Below are 23,682 nucleotides of genomic sequence, written 5' to 3' on the forward strand. Positions count from 1 at the left end.
AGCTTGGCCTAATCCAAGCCCCGTCCAAGACCGCAGGTGTAAGTAATTACTTAATATCCCTGCGTAGACGGTGACAGAGCCAAATGACATTCATTTCTGGATTCTGCTCACCGTGTTTTAGAGCTCAGGCACTTTTAGTGTTATGAGTGATGTGAGTTCCGGGTTTTTCCCGGTTAATCCAGGAGCAAGAAGCTAATGGCACTAAATCTTCAAGACAAACAAGCGATTGTTGCTGAAGTTAGCGAAGTAGCCAAAGGCGCGCTGTCTGCGGTTGTTGCGGATTCCCGTGGCGTTACCGTAGATAAAATGACTGAACTGCGTAAAGCAGGTCGCGAAGCTGGCGTTTATATCCGTGTTGTGCGTAACACGCTGATCCGCCGTGCTGTTGAAGGTACTGCTTATGAGTGCCTGAAAGAAGCGTTTGTTGGTCCAACCTTGATTGCTTTCTCTAACGAACATCCGGGCGCCGCTGCTCGTCTGTTCAAAGAGTTCGCGAAAGCGAATCCAGCATTCGAGATTAAAGCAGCAGCCTTTGAAGGTGAGTTTATCTCTGCGGCCGATATTGACCGTTTGGCAACACTCCCAACTTACGAAGAAGCAATCGCACGCCTGATGTCAACCATGAAAGAAGCCTCAGCAGGCAAACTGGTTCGTACTCTGGCTGCGTTACGCGATCAGAAAGAAGCAGCTTAATTGCCAATTTCCTTCGTTGCTTTTTAACGTATAAATTATTTCTGAATTTTAGGAACACTTGTTATGTCTATCACTAAAGAACAAATTCTGGACGCAGTTGCAGAAATGTCCGTAATGGACGTTGTTGAACTGATCAGCATGATGGAAGAGAAATTCGGCGTTTCTGCTGCGGCAGCGGTAGCTGTTGTTGCTGGTGCGGCTGAAGCTGTTGAAGAAAAAACCGAGTTTGACGTTGTTCTGTCTTCTATCGGCGGTAACAAAGTTGCTGTTATCAAGGCAGTACGCGGCGCAACTGGCTTGGGTCTGAAAGAAGCGAAAGACCTGGTTGAAAGCGCTCCAGCTGTATTGAAAGAAGCTATCAGCAAAGATGACGCTGAAGCACTGAAAAAATCTCTGGAAGAAGCTGGTGCTTCTGTTGAGATTAAGTAAGTTCAGTTTTGAGTTAGCAGCCTGACTTTAAAGGCTGACGGCTGGTGATTTATTAGTCACCAGCCTTTTTGCGCTGTAGGGCATTAGCAGCATTTCCACTGTTTGGCTGTTAATTAACCCCCAAATACTTTTTCCTATTGACGACTTAATATACTGCGTTCTCAGCTACGATCCACTCGGGTAGCTCGGTAGTAAGGTAACGCAATGAAATGATTTAAGAGTAATAGCAATGAGTATTACGGAAAATAATTCAATTTTCTGTTCGAAAAAACAGTGTCGTAAAGAGCTGTCCTTTAGGGCGGGCAGAGTGGGTCACTGATCAGCGAGCTGAGGAACCCTATGGTTTACTCCTATACCGAGAAAAAACGTATTCGTAAGGATTTTGGTAAGCGTCCCCAAGTGTTGGACGTACCTTATCTCCTTTCTATCCAACTTGACTCGTTCCAGAAGTTTATCGAGCAAGATCCAGAAGGCCAGAATGGTTTAGAAGCGGCATTCCGTTCTGTATTCCCAATTCAGAGCTACAGCGGCAGTTCGGAGCTGCAATACGTTAGCTACCGTCTTGGTGAGCCAGTGTTTGATGTTAAAGAGTGCCAGATTCGTGGTGTAACTTATTCTGCGCCTCTACGCGTTAAGTTGCGTCTGGTTATCTATGAACGTGAAGCACCGGAAGGCACGGTCAAAGACATCAAAGAGCAAGAAGTCTACATGGGTGAAATTCCGCTCATGACTGACAACGGTACCTTTGTTATCAATGGTACTGAGCGGGTTATTGTCTCCCAGTTACATCGTAGTCCTGGTGTATTCTTTGACAGCGATAAGGGTAAAACTCACTCATCCGGTAAGGTGCTGTATAACGCGCGTATTATTCCTTACCGTGGTTCTTGGTTAGATTTCGAATTCGATCCAAAAGATAATCTGTTTGTACGTATTGACCGCCGCCGTAAATTGCCGGCAACGATTATTCTGAGGGCAATGGATTACAGCACTGAAGAGATCTTGAACCTGTTCTTCAGTAAAACGATTTTCGAAATTCGTGACAACAGACTGCAAATGACGCTGGTGCCAGAACGTTTGCGCGGTGAAACCGCTTCTTTTGATATTGAAGCAAACGGCAAGGTTTATGTTGAAAAAGGCCGCCGTATTACCGCACGTCATATCCGCCAGTTAGAAAAAGACGAAGTGAACCGTATTGAGGTTCCTGTTGAATACATTGCGGGTAAAGTTGTTGCAAGAGACTACATTGATGTCAATACAGGTGAAATTATCTGTGCTGCCAACATGGAGCTCTCTTTAGATCTGCTGGCACGTTTGAGCCAGGCTGGTCACAAATCTATCGAAACACTGTTCACCAACGATTTAGATCATGGTGCGTATATCTCCGAGACACTTCGCGTTGATCCAACCAATGACCGTTTGGGCGCTTTGGTTGAGATTTACCGCATGATGCGTCCTGGGGAGCCGCCGACCCGCGAAGCAGCAGAAAATCTGTTTGAAAATCTGTTCTTCTCAGAAGATCGTTATGATCTTTCTGCGGTTGGTCGTATGAAATTCAACCGCTCATTGAGCCGGGAAGAAGTCGAAGGCTCTGGTATTCTGAGTAAAAATGACATCATTGATGTCATGAAGAAACTCATTGATATCCGTAATGGTAAAGGCGAAGTCGACGATATTGACCACTTAGGCAACCGTCGTATCCGCTCTGTCGGCGAGATGGCGGAAAACCAGTTCCGTGTTGGTCTGGTACGTGTCGAGCGTGCGGTTAAAGAGCGTCTGTCTCTGGGTGATCTGGATACGCTGATGCCTCAGGACATGATCAACGCTAAGCCGATTTCAGCCGCAGTGAAAGAATTCTTTGGTTCCAGCCAGCTATCTCAGTTCATGGACCAAAACAACCCGCTTTCTGAAATCACTCACAAACGCCGTATCTCTGCGTTGGGCCCAGGTGGTTTGACTCGTGAACGTGCTGGCTTCGAAGTGCGTGACGTACATCCAACTCACTATGGCCGTGTATGTCCAATCGAAACTCCGGAAGGTCCGAACATCGGTCTGATTAACTCATTGTCTGTTTATGCGCAGACTAACGAGTATGGTTTCCTTGAAACCCCATATCGTCTGGTTCGTGATGGTGTTGTTACGGATGAAATTCATTATCTGTCTGCGATTGAAGAAGGTAACTTCGTTATCGCACAGGCAAACACCGTATTGGATGATGAAGGCCACTTCGTTGAAGATCTGATAACTTGCCGTAGTTATGGCGAATCCAGCTTATTTAACCGTGAACAGGTTGAATATATGGACGTTTCTACCCAGCAGGTGGTTTCCGTTGGTGCTTCCTTGATCCCATTCTTGGAACACGATGACGCAAACCGTGCATTGATGGGTGCAAACATGCAACGTCAGGCTGTTCCTACGCTGCGTGCTGATAAGCCGCTGGTTGGTACAGGTATGGAACGCGCAGTAGCGGTTGACTCCGGTGTAACTTCTGTTGCTAAACGCGGTGGTGTGGTTCAGTACGTTGATGCATCTCGTATTGTTATTAAAGTAAACGAAGATGAGATGTATTCGGGTGAAGCAGGTATTGATATTTATAACCTGACTAAATATACCCGTTCTAACCAGAACACCTGTATTAACCAGATGCCGTGCGTCTCTTTGGGCGAACCGGTGGAACGCGGCGACGTACTGGCTGATGGCCCATCCACTGACTTGGGTGAACTGGCGCTTGGTCAGAATATGCGCGTAGCGTTCATGCCGTGGAATGGTTATAACTTTGAGGACTCCATCTTAGTTTCTGAGCGTGTCGTCCAGGAAGATCGCTTTACAACTATTCATATTCAGGAATTGGCTTGCGTATCGCGTGATACCAAATTAGGGCCTGAAGAGATCACTGCTGACATTCCTAACGTGGGTGAAGCTGCGCTCTCCAAACTGGATGAGTCTGGCATCGTTTATATCGGTGCGGAAGTGACCGGCGGTGACATTCTGGTTGGTAAAGTGACACCTAAAGGTGAAACTCAGCTAACGCCAGAAGAAAAATTGCTGCGTGCTATCTTCGGTGAGAAAGCGTCTGATGTTAAAGACTCTTCTCTGCGCGTACCAAATGGCGTATCCGGTACGGTTATCGACGTACAAGTATTTACCCGTGATGGCGTAGAGAAAGATAAACGTGCTTTGGAAATCGAAGAGATGCAACTGCGTCAGGCGAAGAAAGACCTGACAGAAGAGTTGCAAATCTTTGAAGCTGGCCTGTTTGCACGTATCCGTTCTGTTTTGATTGCTGGCGGCATCGAAGCTGAGAAGCTGGATAAACTGCCTCGTGAGCGTTGGTTAGAGCTGGGTCTGGCTGATGAAGAGAAACAGAATCAGTTGGAGCAGTTGGCTGAACAGTATGACGAACTCAAAGCTGAGTTCGAGAAAAAGCTGGATGCTAAACGTCGTAAGATCACTCAGGGTGATGATTTGGCGCCGGGCGTACTGAAAATCGTCAAAGTTTATCTGGCGGTTAAACGTCAGATTCAGCCGGGTGATAAGATGGCGGGCCGCCACGGTAACAAAGGTGTTATCTCCAAGATCAACCCGATCGAAGATATGCCTTACGATGAAAACGGCACTCCGGTAGATATCGTACTGAACCCTCTGGGCGTACCATCACGTATGAACATTGGTCAGATCCTGGAAACGCATCTGGGTATGGCTGCGAAAGGCATTGGCGACAAGATCAATGCGATGCTGAAACAGCAGCAGGAAGTTGCCAAACTGCGTGAATTTATCCAGAAAGCTTATGATCTGGGTGATGAAACCCGTCAGAAAGTTGATCTGAACACTTTCTCTGATGAAGAAGTTATGCGTTTGGCAGAAAACCTGAAAAAAGGCATGCCAATTGCGACACCTGTGTTTGATGGTGCGAAAGAGAAAGAAATTAAAGAGCTGCTGAAACTGGGTGACTTGCCAACTTCTGGTCAAATTACTCTGTTTGATGGTCGTACTGGTGAGCAATTTGAGCGTCAGGTTACCGTTGGCTACATGTATATGCTGAAGCTGAACCACCTGGTGGATGACAAAATGCACGCCCGTTCAACCGGTTCGTACAGCCTGGTTACTCAGCAACCGCTGGGTGGTAAGGCGCAGTTCGGTGGTCAACGCTTCGGTGAGATGGAAGTGTGGGCATTGGAAGCATATGGTGCCGCATACACCTTGCAGGAAATGCTCACCGTCAAGTCCGACGATGTTAACGGCCGTACCAAGATGTATAAAAACATCGTGGATGGCAACCACCAGATGGAGCCAGGTATGCCGGAATCCTTCAACGTATTGTTGAAAGAGATCCGCTCTCTGGGTATCAACATCGAGCTGGAAGACGAATAAATCGTATTCCCGCTGGTACTGCCCTGAATGGATATGACGGGCAGTTTACCAGCCAGTGGTTGCACTGGTCATAGGGGGGAGCGGCATGGGCTGTTCTCCTGACAGGTCTAACTCCGACAGGAGCCATTTCGTGAAAGACTTATTGAAGTTTCTGAAAGCGCAAACTAAGACCGAAGAGTTTGATGCGATCAAAATTGCTCTGGCCTCGCCAGATATGATCCGTTCGTGGTCATTCGGTGAAGTGAAAAAGCCGGAAACAATTAACTACCGTACGTTCAAACCTGAGCGTGACGGCCTTTTCTGTGCCCGTATTTTCGGACCGGTAAAAGATTATGAGTGCTTGTGTGGTAAATACAAGCGCTTGAAACACCGTGGTGTAATTTGTGAGAAGTGTGGTGTAGAAGTTACCCAGACTAAAGTTCGTCGTGAACGTATGGGTCACATTGAACTGGCTTCTCCAACGGCACATATCTGGTTCCTGAAATCATTGCCATCCCGCATCGGTTTGTTGCTGGATATGCCACTGCGTGATATTGAGCGTGTACTGTACTTCGAATCCTATGTGGTTGTAGAAGGCGGTATGACCAGCCTGGAACGCAGTCAGATCCTGACAGAAGAGCAATACTTGGATGCACTGGAAGAGTTTGGTGATGAATTCGATGCGAAGATGGGAGCGGAAGCTATCCAGTCTTTGCTGAAAAATCTCGATCTGGAAAATGAGTGTGAAACGTTGCGTGAAGAGTTAAATGAAACTAACTCTGAAACTAAACGTAAGAAGCTGACCAAACGTATTAAACTGTTGGAAGCCTTTATTCAGTCTGGCAACAAGCCGGAATGGATGGTTCTGACGGTTCTGCCAGTTCTGCCACCGGATTTACGTCCATTGGTTCCACTGGATGGCGGCCGTTTTGCCACTTCAGATCTGAACGATCTCTATCGTCGTGTTATTAACCGTAACAACCGCTTGAAGCGTCTGTTGGATCTGGCTGCGCCAGATATCATCGTGCGTAACGAAAAACGTATGTTGCAGGAAGCGGTTGATGCCTTGCTGGATAACGGTCGTCGCGGTCGTGCCATTACCGGTTCTAACAAACGTCCGTTGAAATCCTTGGCTGATATGATCAAGGGTAAACAAGGTCGTTTCCGTCAGAACTTGTTGGGTAAACGTGTTGACTATTCTGGTCGTTCTGTAATCACGGTAGGTCCTTACCTGCGTCTGCATCAGTGTGGTCTGCCTAAGAAGATGGCGCTGGAGCTGTTTAAGCCATTCATCTACGGCAAGCTGGAACTGCGTGGTTTAGCGACTACGATTAAAGCCGCTAAAAAGATGGTTGAGCGTGAAGAGGCGGTGGTATGGGATATCCTGGATGAAGTTATTCGTGAACACCCGGTTCTGCTGAACCGTGCGCCGACACTTCACCGTTTGGGTATTCAGGCGTTCGAACCGGTTCTGATCGAAGGTAAAGCGATTCAGTTGCACCCACTGGTGTGTGCGGCATATAACGCCGACTTCGACGGTGACCAAATGGCTGTTCACGTACCGCTGACACTGGAAGCCCAGTTAGAAGCGCGTGCGCTGATGATGTCTACCAACAACATCTTGTCTCCAGCGAGCGGTGAGCCAATCATCGTTCCATCTCAGGACGTTGTTCTGGGTCTGTATTACATGACCCGTGACTGTGTTAACGCCAAAGGCGAAGGCATGGTGCTGACTGGGCCTAAAGAAGCTGAACGCGTATACCGCGCAGGGCTGGCTTCTTTGCATGCCCGCGTTAAAGTGCGTATCACTGAAGAAGTGAAAGATGGCGAAGGCAATATCACAGTTAATACCAGTTTGATTGATACGACCATTGGTCGTGCAATCCTGTGGATGATTGTACCAAGAGGTCTGCCTTACTCGCTGGTTAACCAACCACTGGGTAAAAAAGCTATCTCCAGAATGCTGAACACCTGTTACCGCGTGATGGGCCTGAAACCAACGGTTATTTTCGCTGACCAGATCATGTATACCGGCTTTGCCTACGCTGCGCGTTCAGGTGCGTCTGTTGGTATCGATGACATGGTTATCCCAGAGAAAAAAGCGGGCATCATTGCAGAAGCCGAAGCAGAAGTTGCTGAAATTCAGGAACAGTTCCAGTCTGGTCTGGTTACAGCCGGTGAACGTTATAACAAAGTTATCGATATCTGGGCTGCGGCAAACGAGCGTGTTGCTAAGGCGATGATGGAAAACTTGTCTACTGAAACAGTCACTAATCGTGATGGAGAAGAAGAGCAACAAGTTTCCTTCAACAGCATCTTTATGATGGCTGACTCTGGTGCGCGTGGTTCTGCCGCTCAGATCCGTCAGTTGGCGGGTATGCGTGGCTTGATGGCTAAGCCAGACGGCTCCATCATCGAAACCCCAATTACCGCGAACTTCCGTGAAGGTTTGAACGTACTCCAGTACTTCATTTCAACCCACGGCGCTCGTAAAGGTTTGGCGGATACCGCACTGAAAACAGCGAACTCCGGTTACCTGACTCGTCGTCTGGTTGACGTGGCGCAAGACTTGGTTGTTACAGAAGATGACTGTGGTACGCACGACGGTATTCTGATGACGCCGGTTATTGAAGGTGGTGATGTTAAAGAGCCGCTGCGTGAGCGTGTATTGGGTCGTGTGACAGCGGAAGATGTTCTGAAACCAGGTACTGCTGACATTCTGGTGCCGCGTAATACATTGCTGAACGAGAAATGGTGTGATCTGTTAGAAGAAAGCTCCGTTGACAGCATTAAAGTACGCTCCGTTGTAAGTTGTGAAACTGACTTCGGTGTTTGCGCGAACTGTTATGGTCGTGACCTTGCTCGCGGACACATCATCAATAAAGGCGAGGCGGTTGGTGTTATTGCGGCTCAGTCCATCGGTGAGCCGGGCACACAGCTGACGATGCGTACGTTCCACATCGGTGGTGCGGCATCTCGTGCGGCAGCCGAATCCAGCATTCAGGTGCGTAACAAAGGTAGCTTGAAACTGTTTAACGCTAAATCCGTGACCAACTCCGCAGGTAAATTGGTGATTACTTCCCGTAACACCGAACTGTGTTTGATCGACGAATTCGGCCGTACTAAAGAGAGCTATAAAGTACCTTACGGTGCGGTACTGGGTAAAGGTGATGGCGAAACAGTTAACGGCGGTGAAACCGTTGCTAACTGGGACCCACATACCATGCCGGTTGTCAGTGAAGTATCTGGTATCATCCGTTTCGCTGACATGATAGATGGTCAAACCATTACCCGTCAGACGGACGAACTGACAGGTCTATCTTCACTGGTTGTTCTGGATAGTGCGGAGCGTACCGGTAGTGGTAAAGACTTGCGTCCAGCGCTGAAAATCGTTGACGCCAATGGTGATGATGTATTGATTCCAGGTACTGATATGCCTGCTCAATATTTCCTGCCGGGCAAAGCGATTGTTCAGTTAGACGATGGCGTCAGCATCTCTGCGGGTGACACCTTAGCGCGTATTCCTCAGGAATCCGGCGGTACGAAAGATATTACCGGTGGTCTGCCACGTGTTGCTGACTTGTTCGAAGCGCGTCGTCCGAAAGAGCCTGCTATCCTGGCTGAAGTCAGCGGTATTGTCTCCTTCGGTAAAGAAACCAAGGGTAAACGCCGTCTGGTTATCTCCCCATTAGATGGTGGTGATGCTTACGAAGAGATGATCCCTAAATGGCGTCAGCTCAACGTGTTCGAGGGCGAAGTGGTTGAACGTGGTGACGTGATCTCTGATGGTCCAGAATCTCCACACGACATCTTGCGCCTGCGTGGTGTTCATGCGGTTACCCGTTACATCACCAACGAAGTTCAGGAAGTTTACCGCCTGCAAGGGGTTAAGATTAACGATAAACACATTGAGGTTATCGTTCGTCAGATGCTGCGTAAAGCGACCATTGAAAGCGCAGGTAGTTCCGAGTTCCTGGAAGGCGAACAGGTTGAATATGCCCGCGTTAAAGTGGCAAACCGTAAGCTGGAGCAAGAAGGTAAAGTGCCTGCAACTTATGGCCGTGACCTGTTGGGTATCACCAAAGCGTCTCTGGCAACTGAATCCTTCATCTCTGCGGCATCGTTCCAGGAAACGACCCGCGTACTGACTGAGGCTGCGGTTGCGGGTAAACGTGATGAACTGCGTGGCTTGAAAGAAAACGTCATCGTCGGTCGTCTGATCCCTGCCGGTACCGGTTATGCTTACCATCAGGATCGCATGCGTCGTCGTCAGTTGAATGAGTCTTCTGAAGCACCACAAGTGAGTGTAGATGAAGCAACTGCAAACTTGGCAGAACTATTGAATGCCGGTTTTGGTGGCGATAAGAAGTAATTCTTAGAACACGCTAGCTAACTAAATGCCCTCCTTTTTGAGAGGGCATTTCAACTTTTTGATAACGTGCCAATTTTTTACTTGGCGCTCTGTTTTAATCGGGTTTCGTTTACAAAATGGAACTTGCCGCCACGTTAAAAATCCTCTTCCCAAATTTTTCTTTCCGACAAGAGTTCACTTGAGACCTTGTTCCTCACAATCATCTGGCACGTAAAGTCGATGCGGACATTGATCTTGAATATATCCGCGAGGGCTGCCGGGGCGTTTGTGGTTAAACGGAAAATCCGTAGTGGGTACCGTCGGGTAACTCGATATCGAGACGCAGCTTGCTACCCGTTGCCTCAACGTAACGTTTGAGGGAAGACAATTTCAAGTCGCGGCCAAGTTTCTCCATGTCAGAAACCGTGGGTTGCTTGATGCCAAGAGCCAGAGCTATTTCTCCTTGGGTCTTCTGTACCCGCTCACGGAGTTCTGCCAGATGGATGTTTAGCAACATCTCCGTTGCCGCAGCTTGTGCATTGGCAACAACTTCGTTTTTTTCATTTGCTAATATTTGATCAAGAGTTCTTGCCATAGTGTTTACTCCTTTTTTAGCTTTTCCAGATGTGCCGTGAACTCACGGTCAGCAATCGGAATCATCGTTTCATAAAACCGTTTCTCGTTTCCGGTTTTGTTACCGGCGCAAAGCAAAATTCCTCTCCGCTTGGGGTCGAACACAAAGAATGCTCGGAGCGGATCGCCTTTGCTTTGGACACGTAATTCTTTCATATTGCTGTGGCATGAACTGTTCACAGTATCTGCGTATGGCCTGGGTAACATAGGGCCTCTTTCCCGAAGTGCTATTATTGAAGCCAGCACATTGGCCTTGTCGGTGCCATCTAAAGCATCGAACAACGTATCAAAAGATGTCCGTCGTCTCGATAGTCTACATGATTACTTATTGTTCAATATAGGTCAAATGCTATATAGATGGAATCTATGGTCAAGAAATCTAGTCAGAAGTGATATTTCATTAAAATGCAATTTTCCTCTTGATGAAAATTGCCCTTTGAGTTAATTTTTTGCATTAGGAGGAAATTAGAGTGTTTATAGTTAAATACCATGATGAGGCCGAACAAGAAATTAAGTCTTTGCCAGCAAAAGTAGGGGTAAAACTTGTAAGGTTGATTGGAAAGCTAGAAAAAGATCCTCGCTCACTACGTGAACCGGACACAAAACATTTGGGAAATGGTCTTTACGAAGTTCGAACAATGGGGGGAGATATAGCACGCGGATTATGGGTATATCAGACAGGTAAGCAAATATATATTCTGCGAGTTTATATAAAGAAAACACAAAAAATCAACCCAAGTGAGATAGCTTTAGCATTTCGCAGATTGGAGGAAATGAAACATGAAGAAATATAAGACACATTCAGAGATTCTGGCAGAAATGATGAAAGACTCTGAATTTAAAGCCGCTTATGAAGCTGAAGAACGTAAGGAAAGATTGCAAGAAACACTTGCAGAGTGGCGTAAGTTTGCTGGACTTACTCGCTCGCAAGTCGCGGAAAGAATGGGGGTTACGCCGCCAACGGTGACGAAAATGGAAAATAATGTAACAAAAGCTAGTATAGAAACATTAGCGCGCTATGCGCAAGCCTGTGGTATCCAGAACCCACAAATTACGTTGTAATTCTCTGTGCTATGGGGTTAGGGCATTATTAACCCCTCCTTCCATATTTTGACTCTATTAATGAAATTCTTGTAAAAGCAGGAGGTAAAATAATCGTGTGAATTAATTTCCTACCCATCTTGGAAAACTGAGTATGATCACACTTGATGAATTGCTTGAAAAACGCAGCCCTGAAAGCCGCCGTAGGATTGCTAAAAAAGTTGATGAAATGAAACGGGAGATAGGGCTTTATCAAATCCGCGAGGCTTTCGATGTTTCACAAAACTGAGCTGGCAACTGCGCTTGGAGTCAAGCAACCGACTATTGCTAAAATAGAACAGCCTGGTAATAACCCTAAACTTTCAACATTGAAACGCTACGTTGCAGCGTTAGGTGGAGAGTTGAGCCTTGATGTTCAACTTCCTGATGGTAAACGTATCGTAGTCCATATTTGATATGGCGTTGCCTCAGTGGGCAGAACTCGTCGTTCTGCCCACTGAGGCTTGTGTCAGACTTGTCAAGCATGAGAAAGACAGCCAATGAAGTGGGAATCTTCGGGTTCAGTCGGGCGGGAAATCGTCACAGGATAGCTGATCGTGCAGTGATTCAAGCTGCGCTCATGCACGTCGAAATATACACTGATGATTAAGTATTCCATGAATTTGGTGCTGGCAAAATCACCTTGGCTATCGTAAAGAATATTATTCGGCATGCAGAAATAGCTTATCGTATTTAATTCAGGGGGCTTGTTAATGTGATTATTTCATTTAAAGTCCCATCACATAGAATTTATGAAAGATTATTCTCTTTAAAGACCCTATTTTTATCCATATTCTTGCATGATTGATGGAGACTTCAATTTGATTTCTCAGGATAAATAATCGCAGTTTTTTATCCTGTTGTATCTTTAAATTATGATACAGGTCATAAAATACAATATTTCATGATTTCATATGCTCGGAAATGAATATAAACTGAAAATGAAAAGCAATTGTCGCCAATATAAATGATGGGACAAAATAATGGAGAATGGAGTAACCCTAGTCTATGAAGATATAACGGAAGATAATTATATTCTAATCAATGATTTTTATAAGCGTGATATAGGCAGCTTGGATTATTTTATTTGGAAAAATTTGAAAGAAAAGAAATTTAATCTTTCTAGTGAGATAAAAGCATGTTTATATAAGATAAACGATATATACTTGTCAATTGTTATAACAAGAAAGTGTGAGTTTAATCTTAAACACAGACGAGTATCCGTTAATATACTTAGCGATTTTGGTGTGAATGAAAGTGTAAAATCGCGAACTTTGGTAATAGAAAGTGTGAGACAAACACACCGTGATGATATCGATGCGACGATTTGTTACTCAGATGAAAGAAAGATCAAATGTTATTCAAAAATTTTTGAGAAATATATCTGTAGCAAAGTGAACGTTTTTGATTTTACAGAAATAGTAGTGGAAGGAGATACCAAAATAGATGTAGATCTGAATGATTTTAATGAAATAGATAATATTAATAAAATCAATTTTTTCGGCAGGAAAGTAAATAACAATTGGATTGCTTACGCAAAGCAGTGTCCTCGCTATAGAGATATTAAGTTATTAACTGTTGGAGAAGAAGTCGCGATACTAGGTTTTGATGATACCACGGTAGAAGTGATAGGTTTGTCAAACACAGCTCCCTATGTAGTTCTAGCTATAATTGATTCTTGTCTCGCTATTAGGGGGAAATGCAGAATAATCTTACCAAATCCTATTTATTCTGAACTGCAAAGCAGACTGGGAAAATATAGCATTATAAATAGGTTTAGCATGATGATTGCCTGGCATACCGAAGAAGATTTCAATTTGTGTCATGAAAATATATTTATCAGCAGAATAGACAAGCGATAAAGGAGTTTAATATGGGATGTATTTTTTGTCACCCAGAGTCTTCCTTTGAAAAAGATAAAATACTTTTACGAGGAAAATATTTCTATGCGTTCGTACCCAAAGGCCAGATAATTGAGGGCTATATTATCATTGCCACTAACAAATGTGAGACTGATTCAGGGGGATACCGGTGCTTTGCAGAGATATACGATGAAGAGGCAATAAAAGAGTTGAAACAGTTTAAGAATATAATAAATGATTTTTATCGCGAATATTACAATATAAACAATCCTCTTTGTTATGAAAATGGACGAGCCGGTGGTTGTATCGTCATGGACCCAAATCAAAAGTATTGTTATCATGCACACTTATGTTGTTTCCCCTCGGAGATTGATCTTCATAATAAATTAAAGGATCAATTTAAAATGCATACAATAAACTCATTGGATGAACTTAAGATGTTCGGTGAGATTGGCCCCTATATTTACGTTGAAGACAGTGGTAGTAAATATGTTTTTACGATAGGTGAGTCAGATTTCATTGAGAGAGGAATGATAAGAACAGTATTGGCAAATAGTTTAAATGTGCCTGAAAGATCTGATTGGAGAGATAATGAAGGAATAAGGGAGATGGATGCGACTGCTAAAAAATTTAAATTATATATTAATGATCATATGGAGATTGAAGAATGTTATATGCAGACGTAGCTTCTACTTCATGGCCAAAGTCACAAGAAGTGAAAGATATAATAAATATGTACTTAGACACGCTTGGGGTAACTCCAGGGCGATCTTTATCGCAACAATCTAAAAAGGTTACTGAACTGGTTGAAGAGTGCCGACATGAATTCATCGAACAAACAAGATTAAATGGTCATGGGACAGTCATTTTTAACTCAGGAGCAACGTATTCACTCAACGAATGTATGAAAGGTACGCTTAAACCGGGTGATAATGTCATTACTACTTATTTAGAACATAATTCAGTACTTAGGCCCTTAGAGCATTTAAAAGATATTGGGGTAACTAGTCAATTTATCGATGTGACAGATGGTGAAATTGATATGTCGCATTTGGAATCTTTATTAAAGAATAAGCAAACGAAGTTAGTAGTGGTTCATAGTTGCTCCAATACTATTGGTACATTCTGCAATATAGATGAGGCAGGAAAACTTGCGCATTTATACGGTGCGATGGTTTTAGTTGATGGTTCACAATCTTTTGGTTCACAAGTAATTGATTTATCGAAAGGTAATATTGATTACCTTGTTTTTAGCGGGCATAAAAGCTTAGGAGGAGTATCAGGTATTGGGGGGTACTTTATGCTTGATAATGGATTCTCTCATAATGAATTAATTCAAGGTGGGACAGGTGTATTATCAAAATTAACAACGCAGCCAACTGGAATACCATACAAGTATGAATCAGGAACACAAAACACTATTGGCATACTTTCATTGTTGGCGTCCATAAAGCGTTTGAAAAAAATTGGCATAGAGAATATTCAAAATCAATTACAAATTCTGCGTACAACTCTTATAGATGAGTTATCACAATTAAAGAAGATCAAATTAATCTGTAAACATAAAGTAGGATTACCAACAATTCTTTTGACAGTAGAAGGCTATCATCCCGGGGAAGTCTCTTATATACTTGAGAACAAATATAATATTATTACCCGTCCTGGATTGCAATGCGCGCCATTAGCTCATAAAAAATTTGGCACTTATCCTGATGGCGCTGTTCGGGTTAGCCTTGATACGTCGCATACAACGGAAGATATTTTAAAAATAAAATCTGCCTTGATTGAAATCACTGAGGGAAGTTGTGAAGGAAATAGTGAATAATTAATGAGAATAACTCAGATAACTTAGGCGATTCAGCAATAAGTGGAGCTGTGAGTAAAACATTTAAAGTTCATAGCGTTGATGTTAAAACGATGTTAAAACACAGGGATTCTCTGCTGACAAATAGTTAAGTAAATTAATTTGATATTTATTTCAATCAAATAAATATGGTCGTTAATCATCATTAGTAAAGAATACAATAATATAACTTTAGAAATATATGAGAACATAAGTAAGTGATATATATTTTATTAGCAATAATAACATGTGGGAATATATATGAATATGCCTAACAATAATGATCGTTATATAAACAATTTAATTGATGGCAAGTTGAATTATATACATATTGATAGAAAAGGGGACTTTAGCAATACAAACATAGACTGGAAAGATACTTTAATTTTATCTGGCTCTTTCAATCCACTTCATAAAGGTCATGAAGAATTAAAAGAAATCTCTACAACGATGACTAAAAGAAAGCCCTATTATGAACTGTCAATTAAAAATGCGGTAAAACTGACCATTTCAACCGATGAAGTTTTTAAGAGGATAGGGCAATTCAAGGAGAAGGGTGATGTAATTTTAAGTGACGCTACGTTTTTTACTGATAAATCGCATATTTATCAAGGAGCAATTTTCGTCATTGGCGCTGATTTATGTCAAGAAATTAATAACCCTGTCTATTATGGCGGTGAAGAGGGATTAAAAAAATCTCTTATGACAATTAATAGTAATGATTGTCGATTTCTGGTGGCTGGGCGTTTTTTTAATAATAAATATCATGCAGTTGATGATTTGGTGAATATTAGAAAGGAACACCGTTTTTTATTTGAATCTATTCCAGAAAATCTATTTCGTTTAGATATATCATCAACGGAAATAAGGTTAATGAACAAAGAAAAGGAGATGAGTCATGAATAAAGAAAATAACAAAAATCTGTTGAATAATGAAATTAATTCAAATTCAACATATCTAACCAAAGAGATTCAAAGAAGATTAAAACAAGCTTCATTTATATTTAACCCTGGCCATGTAACTTTAAATACCCAGCTAAATGGTTCACAAATTAAATTATTTTCTGAGATATGCTCGTTCTTGGAACAGGACGGTAATTTAGATATTCTTGCCTCTTGCATACATGATTTATGGTGTGCAAAATATTTAATCGATAATAGAACCGCTACGCAAGATTCAATCACAAAACTTGAAATTGAGTACAACTTGCAAGTTAATTTTTTAAAACCTTATCAAGCATTCACAGAAAAAGAGAAGAAGTTTGAAAAAAGGCTAATCAAGAGCGACTTGAGTATTATATCGGCAGTGATGAAAAATATTTATTTATACGATGACAATATTGCATCCGACAATTTCAATTATGAGATGTTACTTTCTACAAACGATGCCATTTTTTCAGATTTAATGACAATATTAGGCCACAGTGACAGTATAATAGAAATTGCGGCAGAAAGAATTCATGCCAGTTGGTTTGATATAATGAAAGAATTTTATGCCGATGATGAAAGAGTTCAGTCCAAAGAAAAGCCAAATATTAATAATTCAGATTTTATAAAAAACAGAGATGGAATACGCATTGATTTAGCCGCTATTTACATCGTACTCATGGAAATAAAATATAACAGCCTTTGTATGGAGATTTAAAATGATGCATTTATTTCTATCCCCCCATTTAGATGATGCGGCTTTAAGCGCTGGTGGTTTAATACATAAATTGGTTTCAGAAAATCAACAGGTGGTTGTTTTAACATTTTTTACTGAATATGACGAAAATCTTACATCTCATTATTTACACTCTGCACATAATGATAATATGAATTCATTTATAAAATTGTATTCAAAGCGAGCTAATGAAGATATTGCTTTTTGCAATAAATTATCAGCGATTCCAATACATGGTAAAATTTTAGATTGCATTTATAGAACCGATCAATGCGGTGAACCTATGTATAATAATTCTGCCGTGATTTATAGTGGCCTGATACATAAATCAGATTATGCATCCTATATGGCTCAAGATCTTATCGATAAAATATTGTTAAATTATCAGCCTGATTATATCTATGCCCCTTTGGGAATAGGTCGACATGTAGACCACATTATAATAAATAATCTTGTCCATAATATAAAAGGCTCACATAAGTTAAAAATATTGCTTTATGAAGATTTTCCCTATGTTTTAGGGGAATACCCTACTATTGATCCCGACAGCTTGGAAAGTGCTTTATTACGAAATAATAAATTTGATATGCGTGCTATATTGGTGGATATTAATTTAAAAGAAAAAATGCAAAACATCCTGTTTTATGAGTCTCAATTAGAACCTCTGTTTGGGAATGAATCAAATCTTTTAATTTCATTGGATAAATATCATCACTCTATTAATAAATCCAAAATACAAGAACGTTTTTGGTTAATTCAGTAAAGGATTAATAATGAAGAATATATTTATAATATACCATGATCTTTTCTTGAATGGATATGGCGGGGTAGAAACGGTATGTTCAAATTTAATAAATTTGCTTGATCGTGCCAATATTGAAATTAATTTCATATTTATATCTCTAAATGAGATAAACAGAATTGAAAGTCGTGCTTGGTTATCCAATGCTCAACATATCTCTTTAATGTCAAACAGTGAGAAATCTCGCCAGGATATTGCATGTGAATTATCTTTGATATTAAAAAGATTTTGCCCGGATATTTTAATAAGTTTAGACACGACATCCTGTAATATTACTCGACTTTCTTGTGAAAAGATTAATTTTCCGGCAAAAGTTTATTCTTGGCTGCATACTTCAATTAGGAATCCTACCCCACAGAAAATTAAAGATTTATGCTGTGCCGACGAGCACCTTGTCATCAGTTCTGGTTTAAGAGATCAAATGTTATCCTTTGGAATAAAACCAGAGAAGCTTCATCTTATTTTCAATCCTATCAAAATGAATCCCTTTATAATTCCTCAACCAAAACACATAGCTAGATTTTTATATGTTGGAAGAATTCTTGCTTATAAGTCGAAAAATTTAACTGAACTCTTTTTAGCTCTTTCACAATTGCATGGTCATTGGGAGTTACATATGGTAGGTTCTGGAGATGATGAGGGTTATTTAAGAGAACTATCTTCACAACTCAATATAAATAACAATATTATTTGGCACGGTTGGCAAGATCAGCCTTGGGAGTTTGTGATGGATAACATAAAAGAAGTATCCGCTTTTATTTTAACATCAAAATATGAGGGTTTTGGCATGGTATTAGCGGAAGCAATATCTTATGGTATTTATTGTATAAGCTCAGATTGCCAGTGTGGTCCAAGCGATATTATTAATAATTTAAATGGTGAGCTTTATAAATCAGGTAGTATTATTGAGTTGTCTGAAAAATTACAACTCATTATTGACGAATATAAAATCAGAGATCATCAAGCAATAAAAAATTCTATTGCCTTTCTTTACGAATATAATTTCCTGTTAAGAATCACTAAGGCTTTACCTGTATTAGCTCAGATCTAGTGTACGACAGTTATAGTTTAAAAACGCGTTGCTATCTATCTCTAGTCAAATCGGAGGATTGGCAGCAGAATATGGCATCGTTTTTCCGCAATGCTCCGCTGCCTGAAGCACTTGAGGACGTAAATAATGGGTTAACTGCTATTGAACTCAGGGTTTTGAAACAACTCTATGAAGATTGGCTGATACTGATTCAACAAACAGAGGAAATAGAAGGAACTCTTAAGTCGCATTCATCGCAAACGGCTCAGTGGCAGCAACAATGGCGTTAAAGTTAACCTGGCTAGACATAGTTGAGTTCCTCCATTTGAACTAAATGCATATTCCTCCCCACTCGTTTTTGGTCACGCAGAGCAGTCTCTTTTTTTGCGATACGCAGGGGGCCACGGCTTTCTAACGTTGCTTTCAGAATTTCGCTAGGCTCTCTGCTGGTGTGGGTGATTTCAATGACTCCCCACGGTGTTTTAAACTCTCCAGCTCTGCCAGTAGACATGATTGTCAGGCGGTCGATTGGGATTTGTGAGATGAACCCATATTGAGATAAAGCTGACTCTAAGCTGATGTAATTATATTCGCCTCGTCGGATATTTTTAGCGATAGTCTCTAGGGGATAGCTTCCCATGCTGGCCCGCGTATAGACATAAACCCCTTTGGTAATGCGAAATAACAGTCCGGCTTTGATGAGGCGATCAATAGATTTTTGCAATGTTCGAGAAGTCTCGTCAGCAAAGATAACTTCCAAATCCTGTAAAAGGAAAATGGCTCTTCCCATTTTGCTGAACTCATCTAATTTGTTAATTGCTGTGAGCCTATCCATTTTATTATCTCTACTGTAAAACCCCTTTAAAGGGTGTTTTGTGTATAGATATCCATCATGACAATTATTTGTATACATATACCCGTCATCTTTCAAGTTGCCTCTTTGTTGGCTGCACTCACTCACCCCGGTCACATAGTTACCTATGCTCCCGGGGATTCGCTCCCTTGCCGTCGCGATGCATCTTGAAATCCATAGGGTATAAAACCCCATTTCTGGGGGATGTGTGTAAAAAGGGGTTAGACCCAATGCCCTCCTTTTCGAAGAGCATTTGTATTGAATGAATTAATGTCTGGTTTACCCCTTGTTTTTGACACTATTGATAAACGTTTCTCGTGCGGTTGCAGACCCAAGGCGTTCCGCTTCATCCAGCAATTTAAGTGCCTTATCGATATTGCCGTTACTAATTTCCTTTTTAATTGCATCACTGAAATAACGCTCTGTATCACTCAGGACTGGTTTGACTTTTGGCGGAGTAGGCGGCATTACGGTGGCCTGTGTTGGCCCGACAATGATCGGTTCTTGTGCTGGACTTGAGAAAACTTGACCAATCGTGATATTACCTGCGTTTTGTTCCGATCTCACTTTCAGTTGCAACGTACCTGTTTGCGCATGGCGGGCAACGGGATCGGGAATAGCGGGAACGGCATTTCCGACGCCTTGAGCATAAGCTTTGGCGGGATCAACCATTTGTGTAGATTGCTGCAAATCGGTGCGGGTAGTGTAGACCAGTATATAAATTTGTTGTTGTCCCAGTGCTGGTGTTAGCTTTAGTGTGCCTTCCAGCCGATCGGTGGACATGACCCCCGGACGTTCATAGGGAAAATAACTGCTCGGGTAAAATGCGGCAGGGCGTAACCCTTGATCCAGGACTAAAACATTTGGCACATAAACTTGTTTGTCTTGTACTAAGCTGCTCAGGGTAATATCCAGAGAGCCTCGGTTTGCCGGCAGCGCGAATGCTGCTATCGGCCCTTGAATATCTCCCTCATTAAGATGCTGAGAGGCCGCATTGAGGATAATAGTCTGAGTATCGCTGGTATTAATCGGTTGCCAGCTCAGTTTTTGCAATGCTGTTATTGAGAGGGAAGGGGCAACAATATCCTGTGTCGTGGTTGTTTGAGTTGTTATAGGTGTTTGAGTCGCGGTAATGGGCGTTGCATATCCTATAAGAGGAAATGTGCTACAGAGTACCGCGCTAAGGCAACATGAGAGCAGTTTAGTTTTCATCTTCTTACCCTTGTTCGGTTGAAAAAAAGAGACTGATACCCACCCCACGGTTAGGAGGCATATCAGTCTAAAAGGCGTTAACCATTACAAATCATTTGATTGATCTGAGATCAAATCGTTGTAACCGGATTACCACCAAGCTTCGAATTGTGCGCCAAAGGTGAATTCATCATCGTCGCCACGGCTGAATTTATGCGTTGCCGTATCACGGTAGGCCATGCCATTAATGTAACCGTCGTTGTTGTTCGCATGACCCCATTTTTCATCCCATTTTGCATAGGTGACGAACAGGCGAATAGCCGGACGGGACCAAATGCTGTCACCGGCCTGCCATTGTTGGGCTAGGGTGATTTTGTACTGATCATTGGTGTCGTTGGTACGTTGGGATTTGACGTTATCATAACCGATGTCCAGCAGAGTGCTCATCGTCGGCGTCCACTTGTACATTGGACGTACCCCGACCGTATACCATGTGCTGCCATTGTTGTTATCACGGTCAGTATCCTGATACATCGCTACGTACATGAGATCCCATTTTTCTGCGAGATTAACCGCGCCATGATTCAGAATGCGTAACATATAACCGTCATTGTTTACGCTAGCGCCTTCGGAATGACCACTATTGGAGGAGGTCATGGAATCGGTTGCGTACTGTACGACAAATTTGTTAAAGCCTCCTAACATGCTCTGTGTATGCTCGGCGGTAAACATGAAGCCATCTTTGGAAGCATTACGGTCAAGTTTGTAGTGATCTCGCGCGTTGGCGCGTCCATAGTCAAAACCAAGCTCCAGATTGCCGCCTGGGTTAACTTCCAGGCCGGATAGACGTATATCGTAGACATCATTGGAGGTGGGTATTTGATCGCGTTGACCGGCAATCCAACCATGAGAACCGCCAGATTCGGTATTACGGGTAACAGCCAGAGAGAGCTTGCTAAAGCCGAGATCAATATCTTGCAGACCAGCGCCCGGACCTGAGATATCCCAATAGTAGAAATCGATCATATGTACGTCATGGCGCTGGTAAAAGCGTTTACCTGCCCACAGTGTTGAGCCGGGTAACCAATCGATGACGTTCTTCGCTTGAACATTGACCTCGCGGAACGCGGGATCGGTGGATTCCCAGTCATTTTGTTGCGCCACGGAATAAGCCACGTTGGTATCGAAATAGAAACTCTTATTACCGTCCTTCCATAGCTCTTGACCTAGCTTAAGTTCAGCATAGGTTTCACATTCATTACCTAAACGGTATTTGCTCTGTGCGCCAGTGCTTTTGAAACACTGTTGCTCACCGCCGCTGCCGGTCCAACCAATACCAGAGCGGGCGTAGCCGTGGAATTCTACGGCTGATGCCTGAATAGACAGTAATCCGGCCATAATGGTTAGTGAGATAGGTAGTATACGCATTGATTTCATCAATTATTCTCCTGTCGTTTCTTAGTTAGCTCAGGCTCAAACACCGGGTTCTTGATGCAGACGCTGACATGCCGTTCCGTCTTCCCGAAATAAATGGCAGCGGTGAGGGGGTAGCCCGATGGTGAAGGTGGACCCTTCTTCCACCAGCACAACATCAGGTTGGCGGTAAACCAGATTTTGATGAATGGCCGGGATTTCAATGTGAACTTGGGTTTCATTGCCTAACTGCTCGACAACCTGCACTACGCCTTCCAATGTGACATCCGCGATATCACTTGGCAGAAGGTGTTCAGGACGTATTCCCAGAGAGACATTACTGCCTACTTTTACTCCCTTGCTTTCTACGGGCAGCCAGATTTGTTGTCGGTTGGGCAGAGTAATCTGTACCTGATCGATAGCGGTAGCCGTGACTTTAACTGGCAGGAAATTCATTTTGGGTGAGCCAATAAAGCTGGCGACAAAGCGGTTAACCGGATAGTGGTATAGTTCAAGTGGTTTGCCGATCTGGGCAACATCCCCGGCATCCAGCACTACGATTCTGTCGGCTAGCGTCATCGCTTCAACCTGATCGTGAGTGACATAAATCATCGTGCGTTTCAGACGCTTATGCAGGCGTGAGATTTCAATGCGCATTTGGACGCGCAGCGCGGCGTCCAGGTTGGAAAGAGGTTCATCCAACAGAAAAACACTGGGTTCAGCAACCAGAGTACGGCCAATAGCGACACGTTGACGTTGCCCGCCTGATAGGGCTTTAGGGCGGCGATCAAGCAGGTGGGCGAGTTGAAGCATCTCGGCAATTTGCGTTACCCGTTGCTGAATATCACTTTTTTTAGCGCCAGCCAGCTTCATGCCGAATGACATATTGTTTGCAACAGACAGGTGGGGATACAGTGCATAAGACTGAAAAACCATTCCAACGCCGCGTTTGGCGGGTGGCACATCGTTCATTCGGATGTTATTGATCAGCAAGTCACCGGAAGTGACATCTTCCAGACCCGCAATCATCCTTAATATTGTCGATTTCCCACAACCTGACGGACCGACAAAAACGATAAATTCCCCTTCTTGTATCTCAAGGTTGATGTTCTTGGAAATAATAGTTTCACCATAAGCCTTCGATACATTATGTAGTGTGACGCTCGACATGTGTTCCCTCGGACTTATCACCGCAATTCGCGGTGAAAAATAATAAACCAGAGTGTGTTTAAGATAACGGGGGAGTAAATCCTCCATACCGAAGTTTTTTATGGGGGAGGAGTGAGGAGGATGAGATAAGCGTTACTGAGGTGGTGAGGTATGAGTTAAGGGATAATTTGTGATAATTATCGCAAAAAAAGATGCCCCTTTTTGTGGTCGACGGCACGGTTCTTCTGTTTTTGGAATAGAGATCACAGCCATTCCGGGTAGGGCGTAGAGTAGGGGAGGATGAGTCTTTTCATTGTTGATCGCACACTAGCTTAATACCCTC

At 42.9% G+C, this 23,682-nt stretch carries 19 protein-coding genes and 2 pseudogenes; 15 read left to right on the top strand and 6 right to left on the bottom strand.

Going from position 1 to position 23,682, the window contains the following annotated elements; translation table 11 throughout:
• Positions 1-195: 195 nt before the first annotated feature.
• From rplJ to rpoC, 4 genes are all read left to right on the top strand, one after another.
• On the top strand, positions 196-693 hold the full coding sequence (rplJ, locus tag B0X70_RS02020) for a 50S ribosomal protein L10 (protein WP_036779932.1): 498 nt from the start codon (positions 196-198) through the stop codon (positions 691-693).
• Positions 694-756: 63 nt separating this feature from the next.
• Entirely contained in the window at positions 757-1,122 is a 366-nt protein-coding gene (rplL, locus tag B0X70_RS02025; protein WP_036779931.1) for a 50S ribosomal protein L7/L12, read from the top strand.
• A 339-nt stretch (positions 1,123-1,461) separates the two neighbouring features.
• A complete protein-coding gene (gene rpoB / locus B0X70_RS02030; protein WP_036779928.1) occupies positions 1,462-5,490 on the top strand; it encodes a DNA-directed RNA polymerase subunit beta in 4,029 nt (1,342 codons plus the stop codon).
• A 130-nt stretch (positions 5,491-5,620) separates the two neighbouring features.
• Positions 5,621-9,841, top strand: coding sequence for a DNA-directed RNA polymerase subunit beta' (gene rpoC / locus B0X70_RS02035; protein WP_217470764.1), 4,221 nt, complete (start codon positions 5,621-5,623; stop codon positions 9,839-9,841).
• A 271-nt stretch (positions 9,842-10,112) separates the two neighbouring features.
• Here the strand turns inward: rpoC and B0X70_RS02040 are convergent, their stop codons facing one another.
• Both B0X70_RS02040 and B0X70_RS02045 read right to left on the bottom strand, forming a co-directional pair.
• A complete protein-coding gene (locus B0X70_RS02040; protein ID WP_046397659.1) occupies positions 10,113-10,415 on the bottom strand; it encodes a transcriptional regulator ProR in 303 nt (100 codons plus the stop codon).
• Positions 10,416-10,420: 5 nt separating this feature from the next.
• A pseudogene (locus B0X70_RS02045) lies at positions 10,421-10,763 on the bottom strand (type II toxin-antitoxin system RelE/ParE family toxin).
• Positions 10,764-10,923: 160 nt separating this feature from the next.
• On the opposite strand from B0X70_RS02045, the gene B0X70_RS02050 reads away from it, so the two are divergent.
• From B0X70_RS02050 to B0X70_RS02100, 11 genes and pseudogenes are all read left to right on the top strand, one after another.
• The gene (locus B0X70_RS02050; protein ID WP_040148997.1) at positions 10,924-11,247 is read left to right on the top strand and encodes a type II toxin-antitoxin system RelE/ParE family toxin; all 324 of its coding nucleotides are present in this window, start codon (positions 10,924-10,926) and stop codon (positions 11,245-11,247) included.
• A complete protein-coding gene (locus B0X70_RS02055) occupies positions 11,234-11,515 on the top strand; it encodes a type II toxin-antitoxin system RelB family anti-toxin (RefSeq protein WP_217470765.1) in 282 nt (93 codons plus the stop codon). Before B0X70_RS02050 ends, B0X70_RS02055 begins: the two co-directional genes overlap by 14 nt.
• A 133-nt stretch (positions 11,516-11,648) precedes the next feature.
• A pseudogene (locus tag B0X70_RS02060) lies at positions 11,649-11,949 on the top strand (helix-turn-helix domain-containing protein).
• Positions 11,950-12,516: 567 nt separating this feature from the next.
• On the top strand, positions 12,517-13,395 hold the full coding sequence (locus B0X70_RS02065) for a hypothetical protein (RefSeq protein ID WP_217470766.1): 879 nt from the start codon (positions 12,517-12,519) through the stop codon (positions 13,393-13,395).
• An 11-nt stretch (positions 13,396-13,406) separates the two neighbouring features.
• Positions 13,407-14,081 carry a hypothetical protein gene (locus tag B0X70_RS02070; RefSeq protein ID WP_110086721.1) on the top strand — a complete coding sequence of 225 codons (675 nt, stop codon included), beginning with the start codon at positions 13,407-13,409 and terminating at the stop codon, positions 14,079-14,081.
• The gene (locus tag B0X70_RS02075; RefSeq protein WP_217470767.1) at positions 14,063-15,220 is read left to right on the top strand and encodes an aminotransferase class V-fold PLP-dependent enzyme; all 1,158 of its coding nucleotides are present in this window, start codon (positions 14,063-14,065) and stop codon (positions 15,218-15,220) included. The genes B0X70_RS02070 and B0X70_RS02075 overlap by 19 nt, the downstream gene beginning before the upstream one ends.
• A gap of 279 nt (positions 15,221-15,499) precedes the next feature.
• A complete protein-coding gene (locus B0X70_RS02080; RefSeq protein ID WP_217470768.1) occupies positions 15,500-16,144 on the top strand; it encodes a nucleotidyl transferase family protein in 645 nt (214 codons plus the stop codon).
• Positions 16,137-16,883 carry a hypothetical protein gene (locus B0X70_RS02085; RefSeq protein ID WP_217470769.1) on the top strand — a complete coding sequence of 249 codons (747 nt, stop codon included), beginning with the start codon at positions 16,137-16,139 and terminating at the stop codon, positions 16,881-16,883. The genes B0X70_RS02080 and B0X70_RS02085 overlap by 8 nt, the downstream gene beginning before the upstream one ends.
• A gap of 1 nt (position 16,884) precedes the next feature.
• Entirely contained in the window at positions 16,885-17,664 is a 780-nt protein-coding gene (locus B0X70_RS02090; RefSeq protein WP_105396668.1) for a PIG-L family deacetylase, read from the top strand.
• A 10-nt stretch (positions 17,665-17,674) separates the two neighbouring features.
• Complete coding sequence (waaB, locus tag B0X70_RS02095; RefSeq protein ID WP_217470770.1) at positions 17,675-18,754, top strand: lipopolysaccharide 1,6-galactosyltransferase; 1,080 nt, start codon at positions 17,675-17,677, stop codon at positions 18,752-18,754.
• Positions 18,755-18,825: 71 nt separating this feature from the next.
• Entirely contained in the window at positions 18,826-19,023 is a 198-nt protein-coding gene (locus B0X70_RS02100; protein WP_046397724.1) for a hypothetical protein, read from the top strand.
• A gap of 11 nt (positions 19,024-19,034) precedes the next feature.
• On the opposite strand, the gene abiEi is transcribed toward B0X70_RS02100, so the two are convergent.
• The 4 genes from abiEi to malK form a co-directional block, all read right to left on the bottom strand.
• A complete protein-coding gene (abiEi, locus tag B0X70_RS02105; protein WP_217470771.1) occupies positions 19,035-19,568 on the bottom strand; it encodes a type IV toxin-antitoxin system AbiEi family antitoxin in 534 nt (177 codons plus the stop codon).
• A 297-nt stretch (positions 19,569-19,865) separates the two neighbouring features.
• Positions 19,866-20,798 (bottom strand): maltose operon protein MalM, encoded by a 933-nt coding sequence (gene malM, locus B0X70_RS02110; protein ID WP_217470772.1) that lies wholly within the window; start codon positions 20,796-20,798, stop codon positions 19,866-19,868.
• 129 nt (positions 20,799-20,927) lie between these two features.
• Complete coding sequence (locus B0X70_RS02115; protein ID WP_105396672.1) at positions 20,928-22,214, bottom strand: maltoporin; 1,287 nt, start codon at positions 22,212-22,214, stop codon at positions 20,928-20,930.
• A 36-nt stretch (positions 22,215-22,250) separates the two neighbouring features.
• The gene (malK, locus tag B0X70_RS02120) at positions 22,251-23,360 is read right to left on the bottom strand and encodes a maltose/maltodextrin ABC transporter ATP-binding protein MalK (protein WP_036813586.1); all 1,110 of its coding nucleotides are present in this window, start codon (positions 23,358-23,360) and stop codon (positions 22,251-22,253) included.
• Between the last annotated feature and the right edge of the window lie 322 nt (positions 23,361-23,682).

Source organism: Photorhabdus akhurstii (assembly GCF_019090985.1).
In the GTDB taxonomy this organism is placed as follows: domain Bacteria; phylum Pseudomonadota; class Gammaproteobacteria; order Enterobacterales; family Enterobacteriaceae; genus Photorhabdus; species Photorhabdus akhurstii.

Bases quoted from the DNA above. Each gene is read 5' to 3' on its own strand.
- rplJ (WP_036779932.1), top strand. From the start codon at position 196: ATGGCACTAAATCTTCAAGACAAACAAGCGATTGTTGCTGAAGTTAGC.
- B0X70_RS02055 (WP_217470765.1), top strand. From the start codon at position 11,234: ATGAAGAAATATAAGACACATTCAGAGATTCTGGCAGAAATGATGAAA.
- B0X70_RS02040 (WP_046397659.1), bottom strand. From the start codon at position 10,415: ATGGCAAGAACTCTTGATCAAATATTAGCAAATGAAAAAAACGAAGTT.
- malM (WP_217470772.1), bottom strand. From the start codon at position 20,798: ATGAAAACTAAACTGCTCTCATGTTGCCTTAGCGCGGTACTCTGTAGC.
- rplL (WP_036779931.1), top strand. From the start codon at position 757: ATGTCTATCACTAAAGAACAAATTCTGGACGCAGTTGCAGAAATGTCC.
- abiEi (WP_217470771.1), bottom strand. From the start codon at position 19,568: ATGGATAGGCTCACAGCAATTAACAAATTAGATGAGTTCAGCAAAATG.
- B0X70_RS02115 (WP_105396672.1), bottom strand. From the start codon at position 22,214: ATGAAATCAATGCGTATACTACCTATCTCACTAACCATTATGGCCGGA.
- B0X70_RS02070 (WP_110086721.1), top strand. From the start codon at position 13,407: ATGGGATGTATTTTTTGTCACCCAGAGTCTTCCTTTGAAAAAGATAAA.
- B0X70_RS02065 (WP_217470766.1), top strand. From the start codon at position 12,517: ATGGAGAATGGAGTAACCCTAGTCTATGAAGATATAACGGAAGATAAT.
- B0X70_RS02075 (WP_217470767.1), top strand. From the start codon at position 14,063: ATGTTATATGCAGACGTAGCTTCTACTTCATGGCCAAAGTCACAAGAA.
- B0X70_RS02085 (WP_217470769.1), top strand. From the start codon at position 16,137: ATGAATAAAGAAAATAACAAAAATCTGTTGAATAATGAAATTAATTCA.
- B0X70_RS02080 (WP_217470768.1), top strand. From the start codon at position 15,500: ATGAATATGCCTAACAATAATGATCGTTATATAAACAATTTAATTGAT.
- waaB (WP_217470770.1), top strand. From the start codon at position 17,675: ATGAAGAATATATTTATAATATACCATGATCTTTTCTTGAATGGATAT.
- B0X70_RS02100 (WP_046397724.1), top strand. From the start codon at position 18,826: ATGGCATCGTTTTTCCGCAATGCTCCGCTGCCTGAAGCACTTGAGGAC.
- B0X70_RS02090 (WP_105396668.1), top strand. From the start codon at position 16,885: ATGATGCATTTATTTCTATCCCCCCATTTAGATGATGCGGCTTTAAGC.
- malK (WP_036813586.1), bottom strand. From the start codon at position 23,360: ATGTCGAGCGTCACACTACATAATGTATCGAAGGCTTATGGTGAAACT.
- rpoB (WP_036779928.1), top strand. From the start codon at position 1,462: ATGGTTTACTCCTATACCGAGAAAAAACGTATTCGTAAGGATTTTGGT.